Origin of the sequence: Rothia sp. 27098_8_27, assembly GCF_041432805.1 — a bacterium.
GTDB classification, from domain to species: domain Bacteria; phylum Actinomycetota; class Actinomycetes; order Actinomycetales; family Micrococcaceae; genus Rothia; species Rothia mucilaginosa.
On record NZ_JAPWAJ010000009.1, the window covers coordinates 1 to 16798 of the forward strand.

10 protein-coding genes and 1 riboswitch are annotated in these 16798 nt (G+C 57.1%); of the genes, 5 read left to right on the forward strand and 5 right to left on the reverse strand.

The genetic code is table 11. The features are described 5' to 3' along the window. Nucleotides 1-1322: ATP-binding cassette domain-containing protein (locus O3675_RS08570; RefSeq protein WP_371572039.1), on the reverse strand; the 1322-nt coding region annotated here is incomplete at its 3' end. Between the two features lie 347 nt (nt 1323-1669). Next, nucleotides 1670-1786, forward strand: a riboswitch (SAM riboswitch). Nucleotides 1787-1903: 117 nt separating this feature from the next. Here O3675_RS08570 and O3675_RS08575 point away from each other — a divergent pair. The 4 genes from O3675_RS08575 (at nt 1904) to O3675_RS08590 (ending at nt 9341) form a co-directional block, all read left to right on the forward strand. Continuing rightward, nucleotides 1904-2809: a methylenetetrahydrofolate reductase gene (locus O3675_RS08575; RefSeq protein WP_371572041.1), complete on the forward strand. Its 906-nt coding sequence runs from the start codon at nt 1904-1906 to the stop codon at nt 2807-2809. 147 nt (nt 2810-2956) lie between these two features. Continuing rightward, on the forward strand, nt 2957-5284 hold the full coding sequence (gene metE, locus O3675_RS08580) for a 5-methyltetrahydropteroyltriglutamate--homocysteine S-methyltransferase (RefSeq protein ID WP_371572043.1): 2328 nt from the start codon (nt 2957-2959) through the stop codon (nt 5282-5284). Nucleotides 5285-5811: 527 nt separating this feature from the next. Continuing rightward, complete coding sequence (locus O3675_RS08585) at nt 5812-7251, forward strand: MFS transporter (protein ID WP_371572045.1); 1440 nt, start codon at nt 5812-5814, stop codon at nt 7249-7251. A gap of 107 nt (nt 7252-7358) precedes the next feature. Continuing rightward, a complete protein-coding gene (locus O3675_RS08590; protein WP_005507319.1) occupies nt 7359-9341 on the forward strand; it encodes a M13 family metallopeptidase in 1983 nt (660 codons plus the stop codon). Nucleotides 9342-9489: 148 nt separating this feature from the next. Here O3675_RS08590 and O3675_RS08595 read toward each other — a convergent pair whose 3' ends face one another. Further along, entirely contained in the window at nt 9490-12570 is a 3081-nt protein-coding gene (locus O3675_RS08595) for a glycoside hydrolase family 2 TIM barrel-domain containing protein (protein ID WP_371572047.1), read from the reverse strand. A 327-nt stretch (nt 12571-12897) separates the two neighbouring features. On the opposite strand from O3675_RS08595, the gene O3675_RS08600 reads away from it, so the two are divergent. Beyond that, nucleotides 12898-14373, forward strand: a complete 1476-nt coding sequence (locus O3675_RS08600; RefSeq protein WP_314361288.1) for a glycoside-pentoside-hexuronide (GPH):cation symporter — start codon at nt 12898-12900, stop codon at nt 14371-14373. A gap of 113 nt (nt 14374-14486) precedes the next feature. On the opposite strand, the gene O3675_RS08605 is transcribed toward O3675_RS08600, so the two are convergent. The 3 genes from O3675_RS08605 to O3675_RS08615 form a co-directional block, all read right to left on the reverse strand. Then, nucleotides 14487-15200, reverse strand: a complete 714-nt coding sequence (locus O3675_RS08605) for a DUF6318 family protein (protein WP_371572049.1) — start codon at nt 15198-15200, stop codon at nt 14487-14489. A gap of 188 nt (nt 15201-15388) precedes the next feature. Next, nucleotides 15389-15628: a transcriptional initiation protein Tat gene (locus tag O3675_RS08610; RefSeq protein WP_371572051.1), complete on the reverse strand. Its 240-nt coding sequence runs from the start codon at nt 15626-15628 to the stop codon at nt 15389-15391. A gap of 237 nt (nt 15629-15865) precedes the next feature. Then, on the reverse strand, nt 15866-16528 hold the full coding sequence (locus O3675_RS08615; protein ID WP_371572053.1) for a hypothetical protein: 663 nt from the start codon (nt 16526-16528) through the stop codon (nt 15866-15868). Nucleotides 16529-16798: the final 270 nt, after the last annotated feature.

Here is a 16798-nt window from a genome sequence, read left to right on the forward strand (position 1 = left end):
GCCGCCTGCGGCAAACCCAGAAGAAGATTTTCACGCACAGTCAGTTCATAACGGCCGTAGTCTTGACTCACCAAACCCACATTTGCCAACATGTTGTATTTACTCTCAGAAGAAGCACCCTTATACGTTATGCTCCCCTGGGCAATTGGTGTAATTCCAAGAATTGCATTTATTAGCGTTGTTTTTCCCGCACCCGAGGCACCAACTACTGCAATCATTTGATTATTCATCAGCTCAAGATTAATATCTTTAAGTGCAAAAGACGACGCGCCCTCATACTGAACGGATACATCTTTGCATATAATTTTTGAAATATTTTCACGGTTAGGGTTAGAAGTTTTTATCTCAGAAGCATGGTCGTAAGTATCAGAGTCGCATACCCTTCGGAATTGCTGAACAGATAATGCTCCATTAATAATCTGGCCGAATGAATATCCCACCTCTTGGGTCGCGTTAACACAGGCAATGATTCCAATCAGCGATCCGGCCACATACGATATATCGGCTCCTGAATCCACAAGGAAGTACAGGGACGCAAAAAGTAAGACAGAGCAGAGTAGCCCTGCAACTATGGAGATGATTCCTCTAACACTTTCAAGGCTCAATTCCCTACCGGCCGCCCGGCGTCGCCAGGACGCTACGCGTTGCGAGAAAAATCGGGAGGCTCTCATGAGGTGAAGTTCTTGGGCGCGACTCTGAGCCATCAGATTGTCTAGATAGTAGTTCTCTACCCGATAGTCCTCGTACATTAGGGTGTATATAGCGTAATCACGTTTAGCGAGGATTACCATTGCAATAGATAGGGGTAGTGAACACAGTGCCGCAAAAATTGCTGCCACCATGCTGACGTTTGCAATATTAAAACAGAGGAGGAAAACCATCGCAAAGGAACTCACCAGTGTCATAACTGACATGGTGTGAACCTGCAATTCCTGTTTCGATATTGCCTCTCTTGCAGCACGTATATCTTCCTGTGATTTTGTGCTACCTATATCAGACAACGGAAATGTAGATAACCTGTTATTTAACATGCAGTGAACCCGATAGTTCACCTTTGATTTGAGGATGAGCATGTTACTTATGACCCAGCGTTTAGCAATGATATTAATTCCGACAACAAGGGCAAGAGCAACGATATAAATCCAGGCCGCGCCACCATTTGAACCGCTCAAGGCTGATACTGTATTACCAATCAGCAGGGACTGACTCAAGGGAATGCAGGCAATGACGGCTAGCGATAGGGCGACGCTCACCAGGGTTGTGGGACAGGTTTTCCATGCTAGGCGGAAGGACCAGAGTATAGAAGAAAATAGCTTTTTCATTCTCACCACGCTCACAAAGTCATATTGAACTCATCTTTGAGCCCTGAAACTCCTCGATGAGCGGACATTGAAACACTACCCGTGCCTCACTAGCTACCTTACCCCGCAATGAAATTCAAAACACATATATTCGTGCGTGTCCAAGAATATTAAGCAGACGTATCTGCGATAGTTCCGGACATCCATGGGTCAGCCGACAGCCCTACCCGCAACACCCCCAGCCGCCCTTCGTCATAGTCAGTCATATTAAGTTCATATTTCGCCCCAATGTCATGTCCAGAAATATTAGGACATCAACCACCGCATCCCTTGCACGCCCTCGGAGGCGGTGGGTAAAGTGAAAGCGTTATCTATCAAGAGCGACCGAGAGATCTGGCTCGTCGACGTCGCAGCAACCTCGCCAGTATCCCCCACCGTCACGGTGCAGGGTACGGACAAGGTGCTCCCGCCAGAACCGATAGAGAAGAATACCCTTCGGCACCCCTTGATGAGTCGTACTCGCAAACCGGTACAGCGCATCCTGCAGAAGAATTCACGCACCCTCCCGGTGCGTATCTATCGGGTGAACACGAAGGAAGGTTATGACGACAGTTCACCCGGCTCTTTCTTTTGAGCTGTTCCCACCCCGCTCACACGCAAGCTGCGAGTCGCTACTCCACACCATTGCCGAGCTTGAGGGCACCAACCCCGACTACGTATCGGTCACCTACGCCGGTGACGCGAAGCGCCGCCAGAAGACCCTGGCGCTGCTCGACCACCTGGTGCATGAAACCTCCCTCACCCCGCTGGCTCACCTGATTTGCGCAGGCCATTCAGTGCACGAGCTGGAGCGTGCAGTCCGCCTGATTCTGGGTCTGGGTGTGCGCGGTTTCCTGGCTCTTCGCGGTGATATTCAGGAAGGTCAGGTTTCTGAACTTCCTTTCGCCCGCTACCTGGTGGAACTGATTCGCCGCGTGGAGCGTGAAGATTTCGCCCACCTGGCAGCTGGCAAGGTGTCGATTGGTGTGGCGGCATACCCGCAGAAGCACCCCGAGTCCGCATCCCTGCTGCAGGATATTGAGATTCTGCTGTCGAAGCAGCGTGCCGGCGCGGATTTCGCGATTACTCAGGTGTTTTTTGAGGACGAGCGCTACAGTGCCCTGGTCGATTCGGCGCACCTGGCAGGCGTGGATATTCCGATTATTCCGGGCATCATGCCGGTGACCTCACTGAAGCGCCTGCGGAACCTCTGCCAGATGGCGGGCATGGCGGTCCCGGCGGACCTCGCCTACGCCCTAGAAACGGCAACCAGTAGCGCTGAGCTGCACCGCATCGGTGTTGAGTATGCGTTGAACCAGTGCCGCACCGTGATGGATGCGGGCGCACCGGGTCTGCACTTCTTCACCTTCAACGAGCATGCGGCGGTTCTGGACGTTCTGGATCAGCTGGACCTACCCCGATACAGCAACCGTTTCTCTCAGCCGCTGAGCGAACTGGAATACGCCTAACCCCCATAGCGCTCCTTGTCGGATGCGTTTCCACAATCTCCCCCACAAATATTCCGGGAGTTATGACCCCCGTTTCACCGCCCACCGCTGGGCGGCGAAACACCGGAACTAACTCCCACATCTATCCCCAGTAAAGGAAAAATTACTATGTCGAACACCGCATTCCCCGCCGCAACCATTGTTGGTTACCCCCGCGTGGGCCGCTTCCGCGAACTGAAGAAGGCTCAGGAGGCTTTCTGGAAGGGCAAGGCAACCCTGCAGGAGCTGCAGGACACCGCCGCTGACGTGCAGCGCACCTACTTCGAGCGCGTGACCGCCGCCGGCCTGAAGGCTGATAACTACTCGATTCCGGCAACCTTCTCCTACTACGACCAGGTGCTTGATGTGGTTCGCCTGTTCACCCTGGTTCCCGAGCGTCTGGCTGAGGCTAAGGACGCACGCGGTCTGCTGGATCTGCCCGGCTACTTCGCACTGGCGCGCGGTACCGAGACCCTGCCTCCTCTGGAGATGACTAAGTGGTTCGACACCAACTACCACTACCTGGTGCCCGAGATTGGTGCCGGCACCGAGATTAAGCTGAACCTTGAGGCTATTGACGAGCAGCTTGAGGTGGCAAAGCAGGCTGGCGTGAAGGTTCGCCCGCAGATTGTTGGCCCGCTGACCCTGCTGCTGGGCGCTAAGGCTGAGCAGGGTTCCGCTGAGGACTTCGCACCCATCGACCGTCTGGATGAGTTCGTTGCCGCTTACGCTCAGGTGCTGGAGCAGCTGGCTGAGCGCGGTGTTGAGTGGGTTCAGCTGGACGAGCCGGGCCTGACCGTGGACCGTGCCGACAACGCGAAGGTTGCGCAGCTGGCTGAGCGCACCTACCGTGCCCTGGCTGCCGGCGAGAAGCGCCCGCAGATTCTGGTGACCAGCCCCTACGGTTCTCTGCGTGAGAACCTGCCGGCACTGCTGGGTACCGGCATTGAGGCTCTGCATCTTGACCTGGTGCACGGTGTGTACTCGAAGGCTGAGCTGGAGTCTGTTTCTGCCGCTGGTGTTCACCTGGTTGCCGGTGTTGTGAACGGCCGTAATGTGTGGCGTGCTGATGTTCGTGCCGCCCTGAAGACTCTGGAAGCACTGCCCGGCGCATCCAAGGGTGCCGTGTCGGTGGCTTCCTCGACCTCCCTGCAGCATGTGCCGCACGACCTGGCTCTGGAAGACCCCGCCGAGGTTCCCGTGGACGGCCTGGCATTCGCCGATCAGAAGGTCGCTGAGATTGCTCTGCTGGCTCGTGGCCTGGCTGAGGGTGAGGCCGCTGTTGAGCCGGAGCTGAAGGCTGCTGATGAGGCGCTGGCTCGCTTCGCCGCTGACCCGCGCAAGCACAACGACGAGATCCGTGCCCGCGCCGCAGCTGTGACTCCCGAGGACTTCGACCGCCCGACCATTGACGTTCGCCGCGCGGCTCAGGCTGACCTGAACCTGCCGAAGCTGCCGACCACCACCATCGGCTCCTTCCCCCAGACCGCTGAGATTCGCCGCCACCGTGCGGAGGCTCGTGCGGGCAAGATTTCCGCTGAGGAGCTGAACGGCTTCCTGCGTGACGAGATCGCCTCCGTCATCAAGCTGCAGGAGGAGCTGGGCCTGGACGTGCTGGTTCACGGTGAGGCCGAGCGTAACGACATGGTTCAGTACTTCGCTGAGAACTTCGACGGTTTCGCAACCACCCGCCACGGCTGGGTTCAGTCCTACGGTTCGCGTTGCACCCGCCCCTCGATCCTGTTCGGTGACGTGAAGCGTCACGGTGAGGGCCTGCGCGGTGAGGCGTTCACCGTTCCGTGGAGCTCCCACGCACAGTCGCTGAGCGACAAGCCGGTCAAGGGCATGCTCACCGGCCCGGTGACGATTCTGGCGTGGTCCTTCGTGCGTGACGACCAGCCGCGTCGCGAGACCGCTAACCAGGTGGCTTTGGCTCTTGCCGACGAGATTGCTGACCTGGAGCAGGCGGGCATCCGCATCATTCAGGTGGACGAGCCGGCTCTGCGTGAGCTGCTGCCCCTGCGCCGCGATGAGCAGCCGCAGTACCTGGACTGGTCGGTGAACTCCTTCCGCCTGGCTACCAGCGGTGTGAAGGATTCCACTCAGATTCACACCCACCTGTGCTACTCGGAGTTCAACGAGATTATCGACTCGATTAACGCTCTGAACGCTGACGTGACCAGCATTGAGGCGGCTCGTTCGCACATGGAGCTGCTGGCTGATATTCCGGAGAGCTTCGTTTCCGGTCTGGGCCCGGGCGTGTGGGACATCCACTCCCCGCGTGTTCCTTCGCAGGATGAGATTGAGTCCCTGCTGAAGGCTGCGATTGGTTACGGCACCATTGCTGACCTGTGGGTGAACCCCGACTGTGGTCTGAAGACTCGTGATTACGAGGAGACCAAGCAGTCTCTGCGTCACCTGGTGGACGCCACCAAGGCGATTCGCGCTTCTCTCTAGGTTTCCCACCCGGAGAGCTTTAGGTTCCGCTGCCTGCTGCGGGTTAACCGGATGATGGTTTGCTCGCGGTAACCTGCGGCAGGTGGCGGCTGTTCGGCTTCGTGCCGGTATGCGTACCGACTGTATGCCGAGCTTTTGGGGATAGATAACAGGCCCGCCCGTACGGTTTTTCTTCTGCACCGTGCGGGCGGGCTTTTCTGTGCTGTTTTTGGGCACCGATTTTGTGGTGTTCAAGTGGTTTTCTTTTTGAACTTAGGGTATAAATTACTCTAAATTTAAGTGTGGTCTGACCAAAACACATACTTACTCAACAAGGAAAGTATTTATATTCACTGTAGCACTTGTGGCACTGTTGCCCAGTAGACAGATATACATCACACAGATTTAGCACTTCCCTGTAATTCCAGGGTAAAAACAGTATTAATAGAATAATCACTCTGAATATCTGTTCACCATAGTGAACATTCTACTGAAAACTTTTCCAGCAGATTAGCATTTTTATAAGCCGCCGTTTTTAGAATTCCAGCATGACTACTACCACTTCATCAAAGAAGAAGAAGGGTTCTACACCCCGCTGGCTCGCTATTCCGGCACCCAAGCCCCAGCTCAGCGAAGCTGAAGTTAATGCAAAGTACCCACGCATGCGCCTGCAGGTCTTCATGGGTATCTTCATCGGTTACGCGACCTTCTACCTGATTCGTAACAACGTCCCGCTGGTCACCCCGATTCTGACCAAGGAACTTGGCTTCAGCAACGCAGCAATTGGTGCACTGTCCACGGCGCTACTGCTGGCTTACGGCTTCAGCAAGTTCTTCACCGCAATGATTTCTGACCGCTCGAACGCGCGTTTGTTCCTGCCCATCGGTCTGGTGCTCTCGGGTGTTGCAAACATCCTGCTGGCAATGACCGGTTACATGGGTGAAGGCGCGGGTGCGGCAGGCTACGGTGCCGCTATCGCCTCCATCATGGCGACCATCATGGTCTTCAACGGCATCTTCCAGGGCATGGGTTGGCCTCCCTCGGGTCGTGTGCTCGTGAACTGGTTCTCCACCAGCGAGCGCGGCGCGAAGGTTTCGTGGTGGAACACCGCCCACAACGTTGGTGGTGCGCTGTCCGGTCTGCTGGTGGCCTGGGGCTTCTCCATGTTCGGTAAGACCTGGGAAGTTGCCTTCTGGTTCCCGGCTGTTATCAGCTTCGTTCTGGCCTTCGTCGCATGGCTGCTGATTCGTGACAACCCCGAGGCTGAGGGTCTGCCCACCGTTGACGTGTACCGCAACGACCCGCACAAGGTTGAGTCCACCGCTGAGGACCGTGCAGAGTCCACCTGGACCACCATCCGTAAGCACGTGCTGACCAACTCGACCATGGTGTACCTGGCTCTGGCGAACGTGTTCGTGTACACCCTGCGTTACGGCGTGTTGGTGTGGGCGCCGAAGTACCTGCACGATGTGCGCCACGCTTCCCTTGAGGGTGGTATTGCGGGCTTCTCGATTCTGGAGCTTGCCGGTATTGGTGGTACCGTCCTGTGCGGTTACGTTTCTGACCGCATGTTCAAGGGTCGCCGCTCCCCCGCGGGTATCCTGTTCCTGATCGCGACCGTTGGCGCGATTCTGCTGTACTGGCTGCCTTCTTCGGATGCGCCGCTGTGGATTGCGTACGTTGCGTTGGCTCTGATTGGTGGCCTGATTTACGGCCCGGTCATGCTGATTGGTCTGCAGGCTATTGACCTGTCCCCCTCGCATGTTGCTGGTACCGCTGCGGGCTTCACCGGCCTGTTCGGTTACGCTCTGGGTGCGACCCTGGCTTCTGCCGGTATCGGCATTATTGTTGACCACTGGGGTTGGAGCACCGCGTTCGTCTTCATGATTGTGTGCTCGGGTCTGGCGGTTCTGTTCCTGTTGCTGGTCAATGGTGCTGAGAAGCGTCTGATGGCTGAGCGTGCAGAGAAGCTGGCGGCTCAGGCATAATTACCCGGTCTTTCGTGTAGGGAAGCCACACGTTTGCTGGTGAGTCACCATATGGTGGCTTGTCGGTAATCGTGTGGCTTCTTACGTTAAGAACCTAGAATGGAACCATGACTACTAACTCTGGAATCACTAAAGAATGGGTGGATGAAACCGTCAAGCCGGGCGACGATTTCTTCCGCCACGTCAACGGTAAGTGGCTTGCCACCCACGAAATCCCGGCGGACCGCCCCAAGGACGGCGGCCTGTACACCCTCCGCGATAACGCAGAGAAGCACGTGCGTGAGCTGGTGGAGAAGATCGCGAAGGAGCAGCCGGAGTCCCGTATTGGTGCGCTGTACAACTCCTTCATGGATGTTGAGAAGATTGAGGCGGACGGCCTGGAGCCGTTGCTGAAGGAAATCGCCCCGATTCTGAACTCGGCAACCCCCTCCCACCTGGCTGTGACCCTGGCGTTGCTGTCTCGTGCGGGTCTGCCGCAGCTGTTCGCCTGGTACACCAGCAACGACCCGAAGGACCCGAAGAATTACACGTTCTTCCTGTACCAGTCGGGTCTGGGTCTGCCGGATGAATCCTACTACCGTGAAGAGAAGCACGAGGCTGCATGCGCGGCGTATGTTGAGCATATTGCCCGCATGTTCCAGCTGACCGGTCTGGCTGAGGGCTTCGGTCTGACTCCGGAGCAGGCGGCTCAGCTGGTGTTCACTCACGAGTCGGAGCTGGCTCGCCTGCACTGGAACGTCGTGGAGAACCGTGATGCTGAGGCGACCTACAACCCGTACCAGGCGACCGAGCTGGACGAGAAGTTCCCCGGCTTCCCGTTCTCGCAGTGGCTGCTGGCTCTGGGTGCCGACCCGGAGACCCTGGGTCAGGTTATTGTGGGCCAGCCGTCCTTCTTTGAGGGTGCGGCTAAGCTGTTCACCTCCATCCCGCTGATGAGCTGGAAGCTGTGGGCTGTGTGGACTGTTCTGCGTTCGCGTGCGCCGTTCATGTACGACGATCTGGTTCAGGAGAGCTTCAATTTCTACGGCAAGACCCTTTCTGGTACTCAGCAGATTCGTGAGCGCTGGAAGCGCGGCGTGGGCGCTGTGGAGAAGGCTCTGGGTGAGGAGATTGGCCAGGAGTACGTGGCTGTGCACTTCCCGCCTTCGCACAAGGAGAAGATGCTGGTTCTGGTCGGCAACCTCCTGGAGGCGTACCGCGAGTCTATTGAGTCGCTGGACTGGATGACTGAGGCAACCCGTCAGAAGGCGCTGGAGAAGCTGTCGAAGTTCGTCACCAAGATTGGTTACCCCGATAAGTGGCGTGACTTCTCCGCACTGGAGCTCGTTCCCGGTGACCTGTTCGAGAACCTGCGCCGTACCGGTGCGTTTGATGCTGACTGGCTGATTGCCCGTAAGGGTCAGCCGGTGGATAAGTCGGAGTGGCTGATGACTCCGCAGACCGTGAACGCGTACTACATGCCGCCGGCGAATGAGATTGTGTTCCCGGCAGCGATTCTGCAGCCGCCGTACTTCAACCCGGATGCTGATGATGCGGCGAACTACGGCAATATCGGAATGATTATTGGTCACGAGATTGGTCACGGTTTTGACGATCAGGGTTCCCGCTATGACGGTGACGGCAAGCTGGAGAGCTGGTGGACTGAGGAGGATTACGCGAAGTTCAAGGAGCGCACCTCCGCGCTGGTGGAGCAGTACAACGCGTACGTTCCGGTGGGTCTGGACCCGAAGTTCCATGTGAACGGTGAGCTGACTCTGGGCGAGAACATTGGCGACCTGGCTGGCATGTCTATTGCGTTGAAGGCGTACCGTCTGGCTTTGAAGAAGCAGGGCATTGAGTCGCTGGCTGACGCGCCGGTGATTGACGGTATGACCGGTATTCAGCGTTTCTTCTTCTCGAATGCTCGCGGCTGGTGCACGAAGTCCCGCCCGCAGCATGCTGAGGTGATGATTTCGGTGGATCCGCATTCGCCGGATGAGTTCCGTGTGAACGGTGTGGTGCGCAATATTGATGAGTTCTATGAGGCGTTTGGTGTCTCTGAGGGCGATGCACTGTACCTGGCTCCGGAGCAGCGCGTGCGCATCTGGTAGCACCCCGATAAGGGTATATGCTTTATTGCGCATATAAGAAAGGCGTCCGCCTCGTGGCTTAAAAACCACGAGGCGGACGCCTCTTTTCTAGAGAGCTGTGGACGCTACACGAAGGTAGGCATCTACTGCTACTGTGCCGAGCGTTGCGTTAGATAATTTCTAGCGCAATGTCCATGTGCAGCGGCTCGGTTGCATCGATGTGGTACTGGCTGTGTACCGGCGAACCCCACGAGTCGTCTCCACCAACGCCGAGCTGACCTGCCAGGATACGCAGGTAGGTGCGGTTGTTCTCGGGCAGCTCCCACTGGTAGGAAGCTTCCTCAATCTGGTAGGAGGAGTAGGGCAGGAGCGATACGTGCAGGCCGTCACCGGCAGTCTGCAGCTGGCGGACACGGAAGCCGTGGTTGCTGTCGTTCGTCACTTCAGCCCAACGGACACCCATGTGGTTGCCGCTTTCCTGAGGTACCAGGTACGGTGCGTAGTCCTGCTCGGGGGTGCTTTCCCACACGCCCAGGCGGACGCCGCTGCAACGGTCGGGGTAGGAGTCGCCGGGGCCGAGGCCGTAGTAACGCAGGTGCGAGAACTCGCCGGGCAGTGCCCATTCCAGACCGAATGCGGGCAGGGACGGTGCGTCCTTCTCGCCGGGGTAGTCGATGGTTATTCGCACGTTGCCGGTGCTCTGTGCTTCGTAGCGGACCGTAACAGCGGTGTGAGCGGGGGTTGCCAGCTCGTAGGTGTAGGTCACTGCCACGCTGTCATCGCTGGGCTGCTCGACAGCAACGTTAGCGCAACGGGCGTAGCGGCCTGCAACGGTCCACTGGGCGCGTTCGAAACCGTGTCCGGCGCCGCGGTCGTTGTCGGTCAGGGGCCTGAAGGTGGTGAGCTTCGGGGGGCGAATAACATGCTCGGTGCCGTTGTGTACCCAGGAGACGATGCCGCCCTGGGTTCGGGACAGAATAACTTCAGCCTGGTTGTTGCGCAGACCGACGTTCCAGCGGCCGACGGTCACCGTCGCATCTGCTGCGTCTTCAGCGGTGTTTGCTTCAGCCTGCGATGCGGGGATGACGTACTGACCGAAGGCAATTTCGTGTCCTGCAGGAGCCCATGCGGCGTCTTCAGTGAGCACGAGGCTGACGTCCAGGGTTACTTCTGCGTTGTCGGCAGCGTATTCTTCCAGGGGCCAGGGAATTACCAGCTCGTGGGTGGATTCCGGGGCTACGTCGAAGAAGTAGTCTTCCTGCCACTGAGGAACGCCGTTGACCAGCAGGCTAGCCTTGAAGGTGTAGTCTGCGGTGGAGGTGAAGAGGTTGTCGTTGACAACCGTCACGCCCTTCTGGTCGGGGGTGATGCGCAGGTTGGAGTACACTGCCTTCACTTCAGCAGCCTTGGGGCTTACCTTGCGGTCGGCGAAGAGGATACCGTCACCGGAGAATTCGTAGTCGCAGGGGCGTTCGCCGAATGCGCCACCGTAGGCGAGGTATTCGGGGGCGCCTTCGCTCTCACCGGGGTGCCAGAGTGCCTGGTCGATCATGTCCCAGATGAAACCGCCCTGGTAGTGGGGGTAGCGTTCCAGAGCGACGTATTCGTCGATAGCGCCGACCGAGTTGCCCATTGCGTGCATGTATTCGCACATGATGAAGGGCTTCTGGGGGTTGTTCGACAGGTACTTTTCAACGACGTCAGCGTGGGTGTACATACCGGATTCGATGTCGGTGACGTCATCAAATTCGCGGTGCCAGGTGATGCCTTCGTAGTGTACGGGGCGGTTGGGGTCCAGTTCGTGGACTCGGCGGTACATGGAGCGGAATACTTCGCCGCCGTACGCTTCGTTACCGAGCGACCAGATTACTACGGAGGGGTGGTTGTAGTCGCGGCGCATCATGGATTCTACGCGGTCAACGCAGGCGCCTTCCCATTCCATGCGGGAGCCGGGGATCGTGGTCTCGGGGGTGGGAATGTCACCGGGGGTGCACCAGGAGCCGTGAGTTTCCAGGTTTGCTTCGTCAACCAGGTAGATACCGTATTCGTCAGCCAGGGCGTAGAAGCGTGAATCGTTGGGGTAGTGGCTGGTGCGGATAGCGTTGATGTTGTGCTGCTTGCAGAAGAGAATCTCTGAAGTCATGTCTTCAACGGTCAGGACGCGGCCGGTACGCGGGTGGAACTCGTGGCGGTTGACACCCTTGAAGAGGACTCGGTGACCGTTGAGGGTCATGATTCCGTTCTCGATGCGGAAGCGACGGAATCCGACGCGCTGGCTGGTGGATTCTACGGTCTTGCCGTCGTGGAGCAGATTCACCGTCAGAGTGTAGAGAGAGGGAGATTCAGCCGACCAGGGAGCGATACCTTCAAGGGCGTCGGAGGAGATGCGCACGGATGCGTCTTCGGCGGCGACGGTACCAGACCAGATGACATGGTTGCTGTCAAGGACGCTGGCCTGCAGGGTGTACGCCTTGATTTCTTCACCGTTGAGGGTGACGAGAGCGTCCAGGTGTGCTTCGCCGGTGGGTGCGTCGTAGTCTGCTTCAACGGTGAGGGAGGCGATGCTGACTGCGGGGCGGGCTACCAGGTTCACAGCACGGAAGAGGCCGTGGAAACGCCACGAGTCCTGGCCTTCCAGCCATGAAGCGCTCGAGTATTCGTAGCATGCGACGGTCAGGGTGTGGTTGCCTTCTGCGTCCTTGCTGACGATATCGGTGATGTCGAAGGAGGTGGTGGTGTAACCGTCTTCCGCGTAACCGACGAAGGTGCCGTCAACCCACACGTAAATTGCGGTTGCGAAGCCTTCGAAGGCGAGCGCGATGCGGCCCGATTCGCTCAGCATCTTCTTGAGGTCGCCATCCAGGGTAAAGTGCTTGCGGTAGAGGGCTACGTGGTTCTTCTCGGGGATGTGAGGAGCTTCGGGGTTTTCGTGGCCGTCCCAGGGCATCTGGATGTTGACGTAGGCGGGGCGCCAGAGTCCCTCAGTTTCCAGGGTGGCGGGGACGGGGATGCTCTGGTAGTCGCTTTCGTCGAGGGCGGGGGCGGCGAATTCTGCGGTGGTGACATCAATGTCTGAGGCCCATGCAGTGCGGACAGCCCACGTGCCGTTGAGGCTCTGCTGGGGGTTTGAGGAGTGATGGTCGGAGTGCGCTGCCTCCCTGTTGACAGCGTACACAGTGGGGTCATCAAGCCACGCTGCTGAGGGTGACTGGGAGGAGACTACGGGAGTCGTTTGTTCGGTGGAAGACATGTCTTCCTTCCTCTCGTATACATCTTTGTTTGGTCCCTTTAAGGATGCCGGAAGGCGATGATGAAAACAAGGTTATAGGGCGTTCAAAATAAAATTACGCGTAATGCGCTGACCTGCAAAAAATGCATTTTGACATTTACTGCTCGGGGTTTATGAAGGGCTTATCTATCAATAAAAAAATATTCGTGAAAACCCTTCTCGGTTTTTCCGCAATCGCTATACTTAGAATAATCAATAATCACGCGGATAAGGTATAAAACACATTTATCCGCGTGTGAGCTACGATTGCTTTCCACATAATCCATATCGACCTCGAAGGAGAAGGTGATGGCGGGCCAGAATCACTCCGGAGCTTCCGCAACTGCAGAACACTCCGCCCCAAAACGCAAGCCAAAGAGCTTGCTGACTCAGCGAATCTCATACGCACTCGGTAACCTGGGCCAGGCAGCATACTACAACGCCTTGAGTACTTACTTTGTGACGTACTATGCTGCACAGACTCTGTTCTCAAGCTACGAAAAAGATGAAGCAGCCGCCATGATTGGCATTATTACGCTTCTTGTCTTCATCATTCGTATTGCAGAAATTTTCATTGACCCGCTGCTGGGTAACCTCGTCGATAACACGAAAACTCGCTGGGGCCGTTTCCACCCCTGGCAGGTTGTCGGTGGTGTCACTTCGTCAATTCTCCTTTTTGCGATTTTCACCGGTCTTTTTGGTCTGGTGAACACCGACAAAACTCTGTTCATCATCGTCTTCATCATCGTCTTCATCCTCCTGGATGTTCTCTACTCCCTGCGTGATATCTCCTACTGGGGTATGATTCCGGCGCTTTCGTCGTCCTCGCGCGAGCGCAGTATCTTCACTTCCTTGGCAACCTTCACCGGTTCGATTGGCTACAACGGCGTGACCACCACCGTGGTCCCCATCCTGGGCTTCTTCAGCGGTATGGCTGGTGCAGAGTCCAACTCGCAGGCTGGTTGGACTGCCTTCGGCGCTATCATCTGCATCCTGGGTATTGTGACCGCACTGGCTGTGGCTTTCGGTACCACCGAGCAGGAGAGCGACCTGCGTACCCACTCTGAAGAGGGCGGTAACCTGCTGCAGGCATTCAAGGCCATCGGCCAGAATGATCAGCTCCTGTGGATTTCTCTGAGCTACCTGCTCTTCTCCATTGCAAACGTGGCAACCACCGGCTTCCTGCTGTACCACTTCATCTTCATCATCCGTGACAAGGAACAGTACTCGGTCGTTGGTCTTATCGCGTTCATTACCGGTCTTGTGCTGGCTCCGCTGTACCCGGCCATCAACCGTTTCATCCAGCGTCGCTACCTGTACCTGAGCGGCCTGGCCATGATGATTGTCGCCTACATTCTGTTCATTCTTTTCCCGCAGAACTTGGCTCTGGTCTACGTGGCACTGGTCCTGTTCTACACCCCGAACACCTTCATCCAGATGACCGCTATCTTGGCGCTGACCGACTCCATTGAGTACGGCCAGCTGAAGACCGGTCAGCGCAACGAGGCAGTTACCCTGTCCGTCCGCCCGATGCTCGACAAGATCGCTGGTGCTCTCTCTAACAGCATCGTGGGTGCGGTTGCTGTTGCTGCCGCTATGACTAACGGTGCAGATCCTAATAGCCTCACCGCGCAGAACATTCAGACGTTCAACACGGCTGCTTTCTATGTGCCGCTGGCCATTATTGTGTGCTCGTTCCTCGCCTTCTTCTTCAAGGTTTCTATCTCTGAGAAGGAACACGCGAAGATTGTGAAGGAGCTTGAGGAGAAGCTTGCTTCTGCATAGGTAAAAGCAGGGTAAGTCCTTCACCGCATGAGAGAGGCGCCCGCCTCGTGGGTTTATTCCACGGGGCGGGCGCCTTTTAGGTGTAGAAGCTACGCGCTTCTAGGCTGAAGCTTTTAGGAAGCAGAAGCCGAGGACGAAGAGGAAGTGCGCATACCGGTCAGCTTCCACGCACCGTTCTCGTAGACACCGTGCAGGGTGCGCTCCACATCGTTCTTACGGTCCGAATCGGAGGAAGCGTTCTCCACACGGTCCTTGCTTGCGATGAACTCACCGCTGTCCATGGTCAGGCGGATATCCCAGTTGTAGGCGTCGCCATCACGCTCGGGCTGAGCGGTAAGCATGGTGATGGTGACGGACGGGTCCTGCATCCAAATCTTGCCCTGCTGCAGGCCAGCACCCAGGGTGCCTTCTTCGGGTTCGAGCATGTTCTTCAGCTCGGAGTTGTCAACCGCGCATTCACGCAGGGGTTCGGTCTTACCGGTGCGCATGTAGTACTCAATGGCTGCGCCGAAGAACGCGATGGACTGGTACAGACCCTCGACGCTGTTCTCGTTGGCAACGGCGGGCTTCACGGGCACGGGGGCGTTCTTGGACGGCTCGGTGCGGGTTGCGGGCTGGTAGTCGGAAGGCTTGGATGTGTAGCCCTCCAGGACTGCAACGCCGGAGTAGTCGGTGCGTGCGGTCTTAGATGCCGACGCGGAAGCAGATGCGCTACCGGATGCGTTGCCGCTGGTTGCCTGAGGCTGAGCACCGCAGGCTGCGAGGAGGGTTGCGCCGCCGGTTACTGCGAGCAGGCCGAGGGCGGATCGGCGGGTTACGTTCTTCATGGGTTCTCTCTATCTGTGGTGCATTTTCCGCACCGTGGTGCGGGTGATGCCTGCGGCATCTAACGGGAAGACGGCACTACACGGGGTGTAGTGCCGTCTTCCAGTATATGTTTTGTGGCGGGGTGCCGCCGGGTCGCCCTCTCAGCCGCCCAGCCGTTCCCCGGCGCATCCGGGGTTATGGTCGGGGTTTAGCCGCCGTAATAGTAGTAGTGGCTGTAGGAGCTGCCGTAGTAGTCGCTGATGACGATGCGGCCGCGGCGGCCGTAACGGTGCGAGTAGTAGCCGTTGTAGGGGGTGCGGCGCACGGTGGGGCGGTAGGTGGTTGCCTGTGCGGGGGTGAGCAGTGCGCCGAGGGCGGTTGCTGCGCCTGCGCCTGCGGCGGCGAGTGCTGCGCGGCGGGTGAGGCGTGCGGACTTCTTGGTGGCCATGATATGCCTTTCGGGGTTGGTGTTTCTGTGAAGTGACGTGGCGTGTGCACGGCGTGCGGCTGTGCATTAACCATTTCTTATTGTAAGCCTCAACGTTAATGTTTTTGCGCGCAGAGTGCACCTTCTAGTTGAGGGTTAGACCATGCGGGCTAGTCAACGTTTTTCCGGCAGAAAAATTGCGGAAATATTGGTTGAGAAACACGCCGGGCACGCACTCAATACGGGCTGAATCGCGGGCTACATGTCTACTTCGGCGAGGCCCGAAATTTCCTTGTCCTTGATGTGCGGGATGGTGGAGCTCCAGTTCATCCACGCCTTGACCTGTGCGGCTTCTTCGGGGTTGTTCATGTCTGGCCAGCGGTCGTTTTCCATCTTGAATCGGGTCATTGCGAGGAGGGGGTAGCCCTCATAGATGGGCCCGAAACGCGCGATGCGCTTACCCGATTTCGTGTCGAAGGAGACGGAGTCTGAAATTTCACTGTCGGAACTCTGCGTATACGTGACCTTATCGATCGCGTTGAGCGGGTAGAAGGTTTTATTGTCGTGCCCGTTGTCCTCTTCGAATCCTTCCGGCGAGATTTTGGTGTAAGAACCAGCGGTTTCGTTAAAGACATATAGAAGAAAGCACGTGAAGAGGAAAGCTCCGACATCATATAGAAAATGGAATCCTATATCGCCCAGCAGATGCACCATAAACATCAGAGCAGGGGTCATGGGAAGCGCGACGGCAAGCACAATTATTTCGGAGCGGTCGCTTCGAGTAATGTAAATGTTTTTGGCGTACAGCTTCTTGTCTCGGCGTCGGTTGATTTCGTAGACAATGATGGACTGGAATATCTTGTACGCCTGTAGGACATTTACTACGCCCCAGAGGGCAATCATGGTGTAGTTCATCATCATGGTGGTCAACTACCCTTTCTGTTTTATCGGTGACCGGCAGCCTTCCGGCAACGGTGCGGAGGGTGCGGGTTCGTTCTCAGAGTAGCTAACGAAATCGGGTGGTTAAGCCCAGATTTGCGTTATCCGCGGAGTGGTTGCCGAGTCTTCACCCGAGCCTTGCATCCAGTTAACCTTCTGGTCAGATACCGTGCGATAGGCTAAGGATGTGCCCGTCACCACCGGGGCGAGCACGATTCACCAACCACTACCGCACAAGGACGTACATACCAT

Excerpts from the sequence above, each read along its gene's own strand:
- O3675_RS08575 (WP_371572041.1), top strand. The coding sequence starts at position 1,904 with ATGACGACAGTTCACCCGGCTCTTTCTTTTGAGCTGTTCCCACCCCGC.
- metE (WP_371572043.1), top strand. The coding sequence starts at position 2,957 with ATGTCGAACACCGCATTCCCCGCCGCAACCATTGTTGGTTACCCCCGC.
- O3675_RS08585 (WP_371572045.1), top strand. The coding sequence starts at position 5,812 with ATGACTACTACCACTTCATCAAAGAAGAAGAAGGGTTCTACACCCCGC.
- O3675_RS08590 (WP_005507319.1), top strand. The coding sequence starts at position 7,359 with ATGACTACTAACTCTGGAATCACTAAAGAATGGGTGGATGAAACCGTC.
- O3675_RS08595 (WP_371572047.1), bottom strand. The coding sequence starts at position 12,570 with ATGTCTTCCACCGAACAAACGACTCCCGTAGTCTCCTCCCAGTCACCC.
- O3675_RS08600 (WP_314361288.1), top strand. The coding sequence starts at position 12,898 with ATGGCGGGCCAGAATCACTCCGGAGCTTCCGCAACTGCAGAACACTCC.
- O3675_RS08605 (WP_371572049.1), bottom strand. The coding sequence starts at position 15,200 with ATGAAGAACGTAACCCGCCGATCCGCCCTCGGCCTGCTCGCAGTAACC.
- O3675_RS08610 (WP_371572051.1), bottom strand. The coding sequence starts at position 15,628 with ATGGCCACCAAGAAGTCCGCACGCCTCACCCGCCGCGCAGCACTCGCC.
- O3675_RS08615 (WP_371572053.1), bottom strand. The coding sequence starts at position 16,528 with ATGATGATGAACTACACCATGATTGCCCTCTGGGGCGTAGTAAATGTC.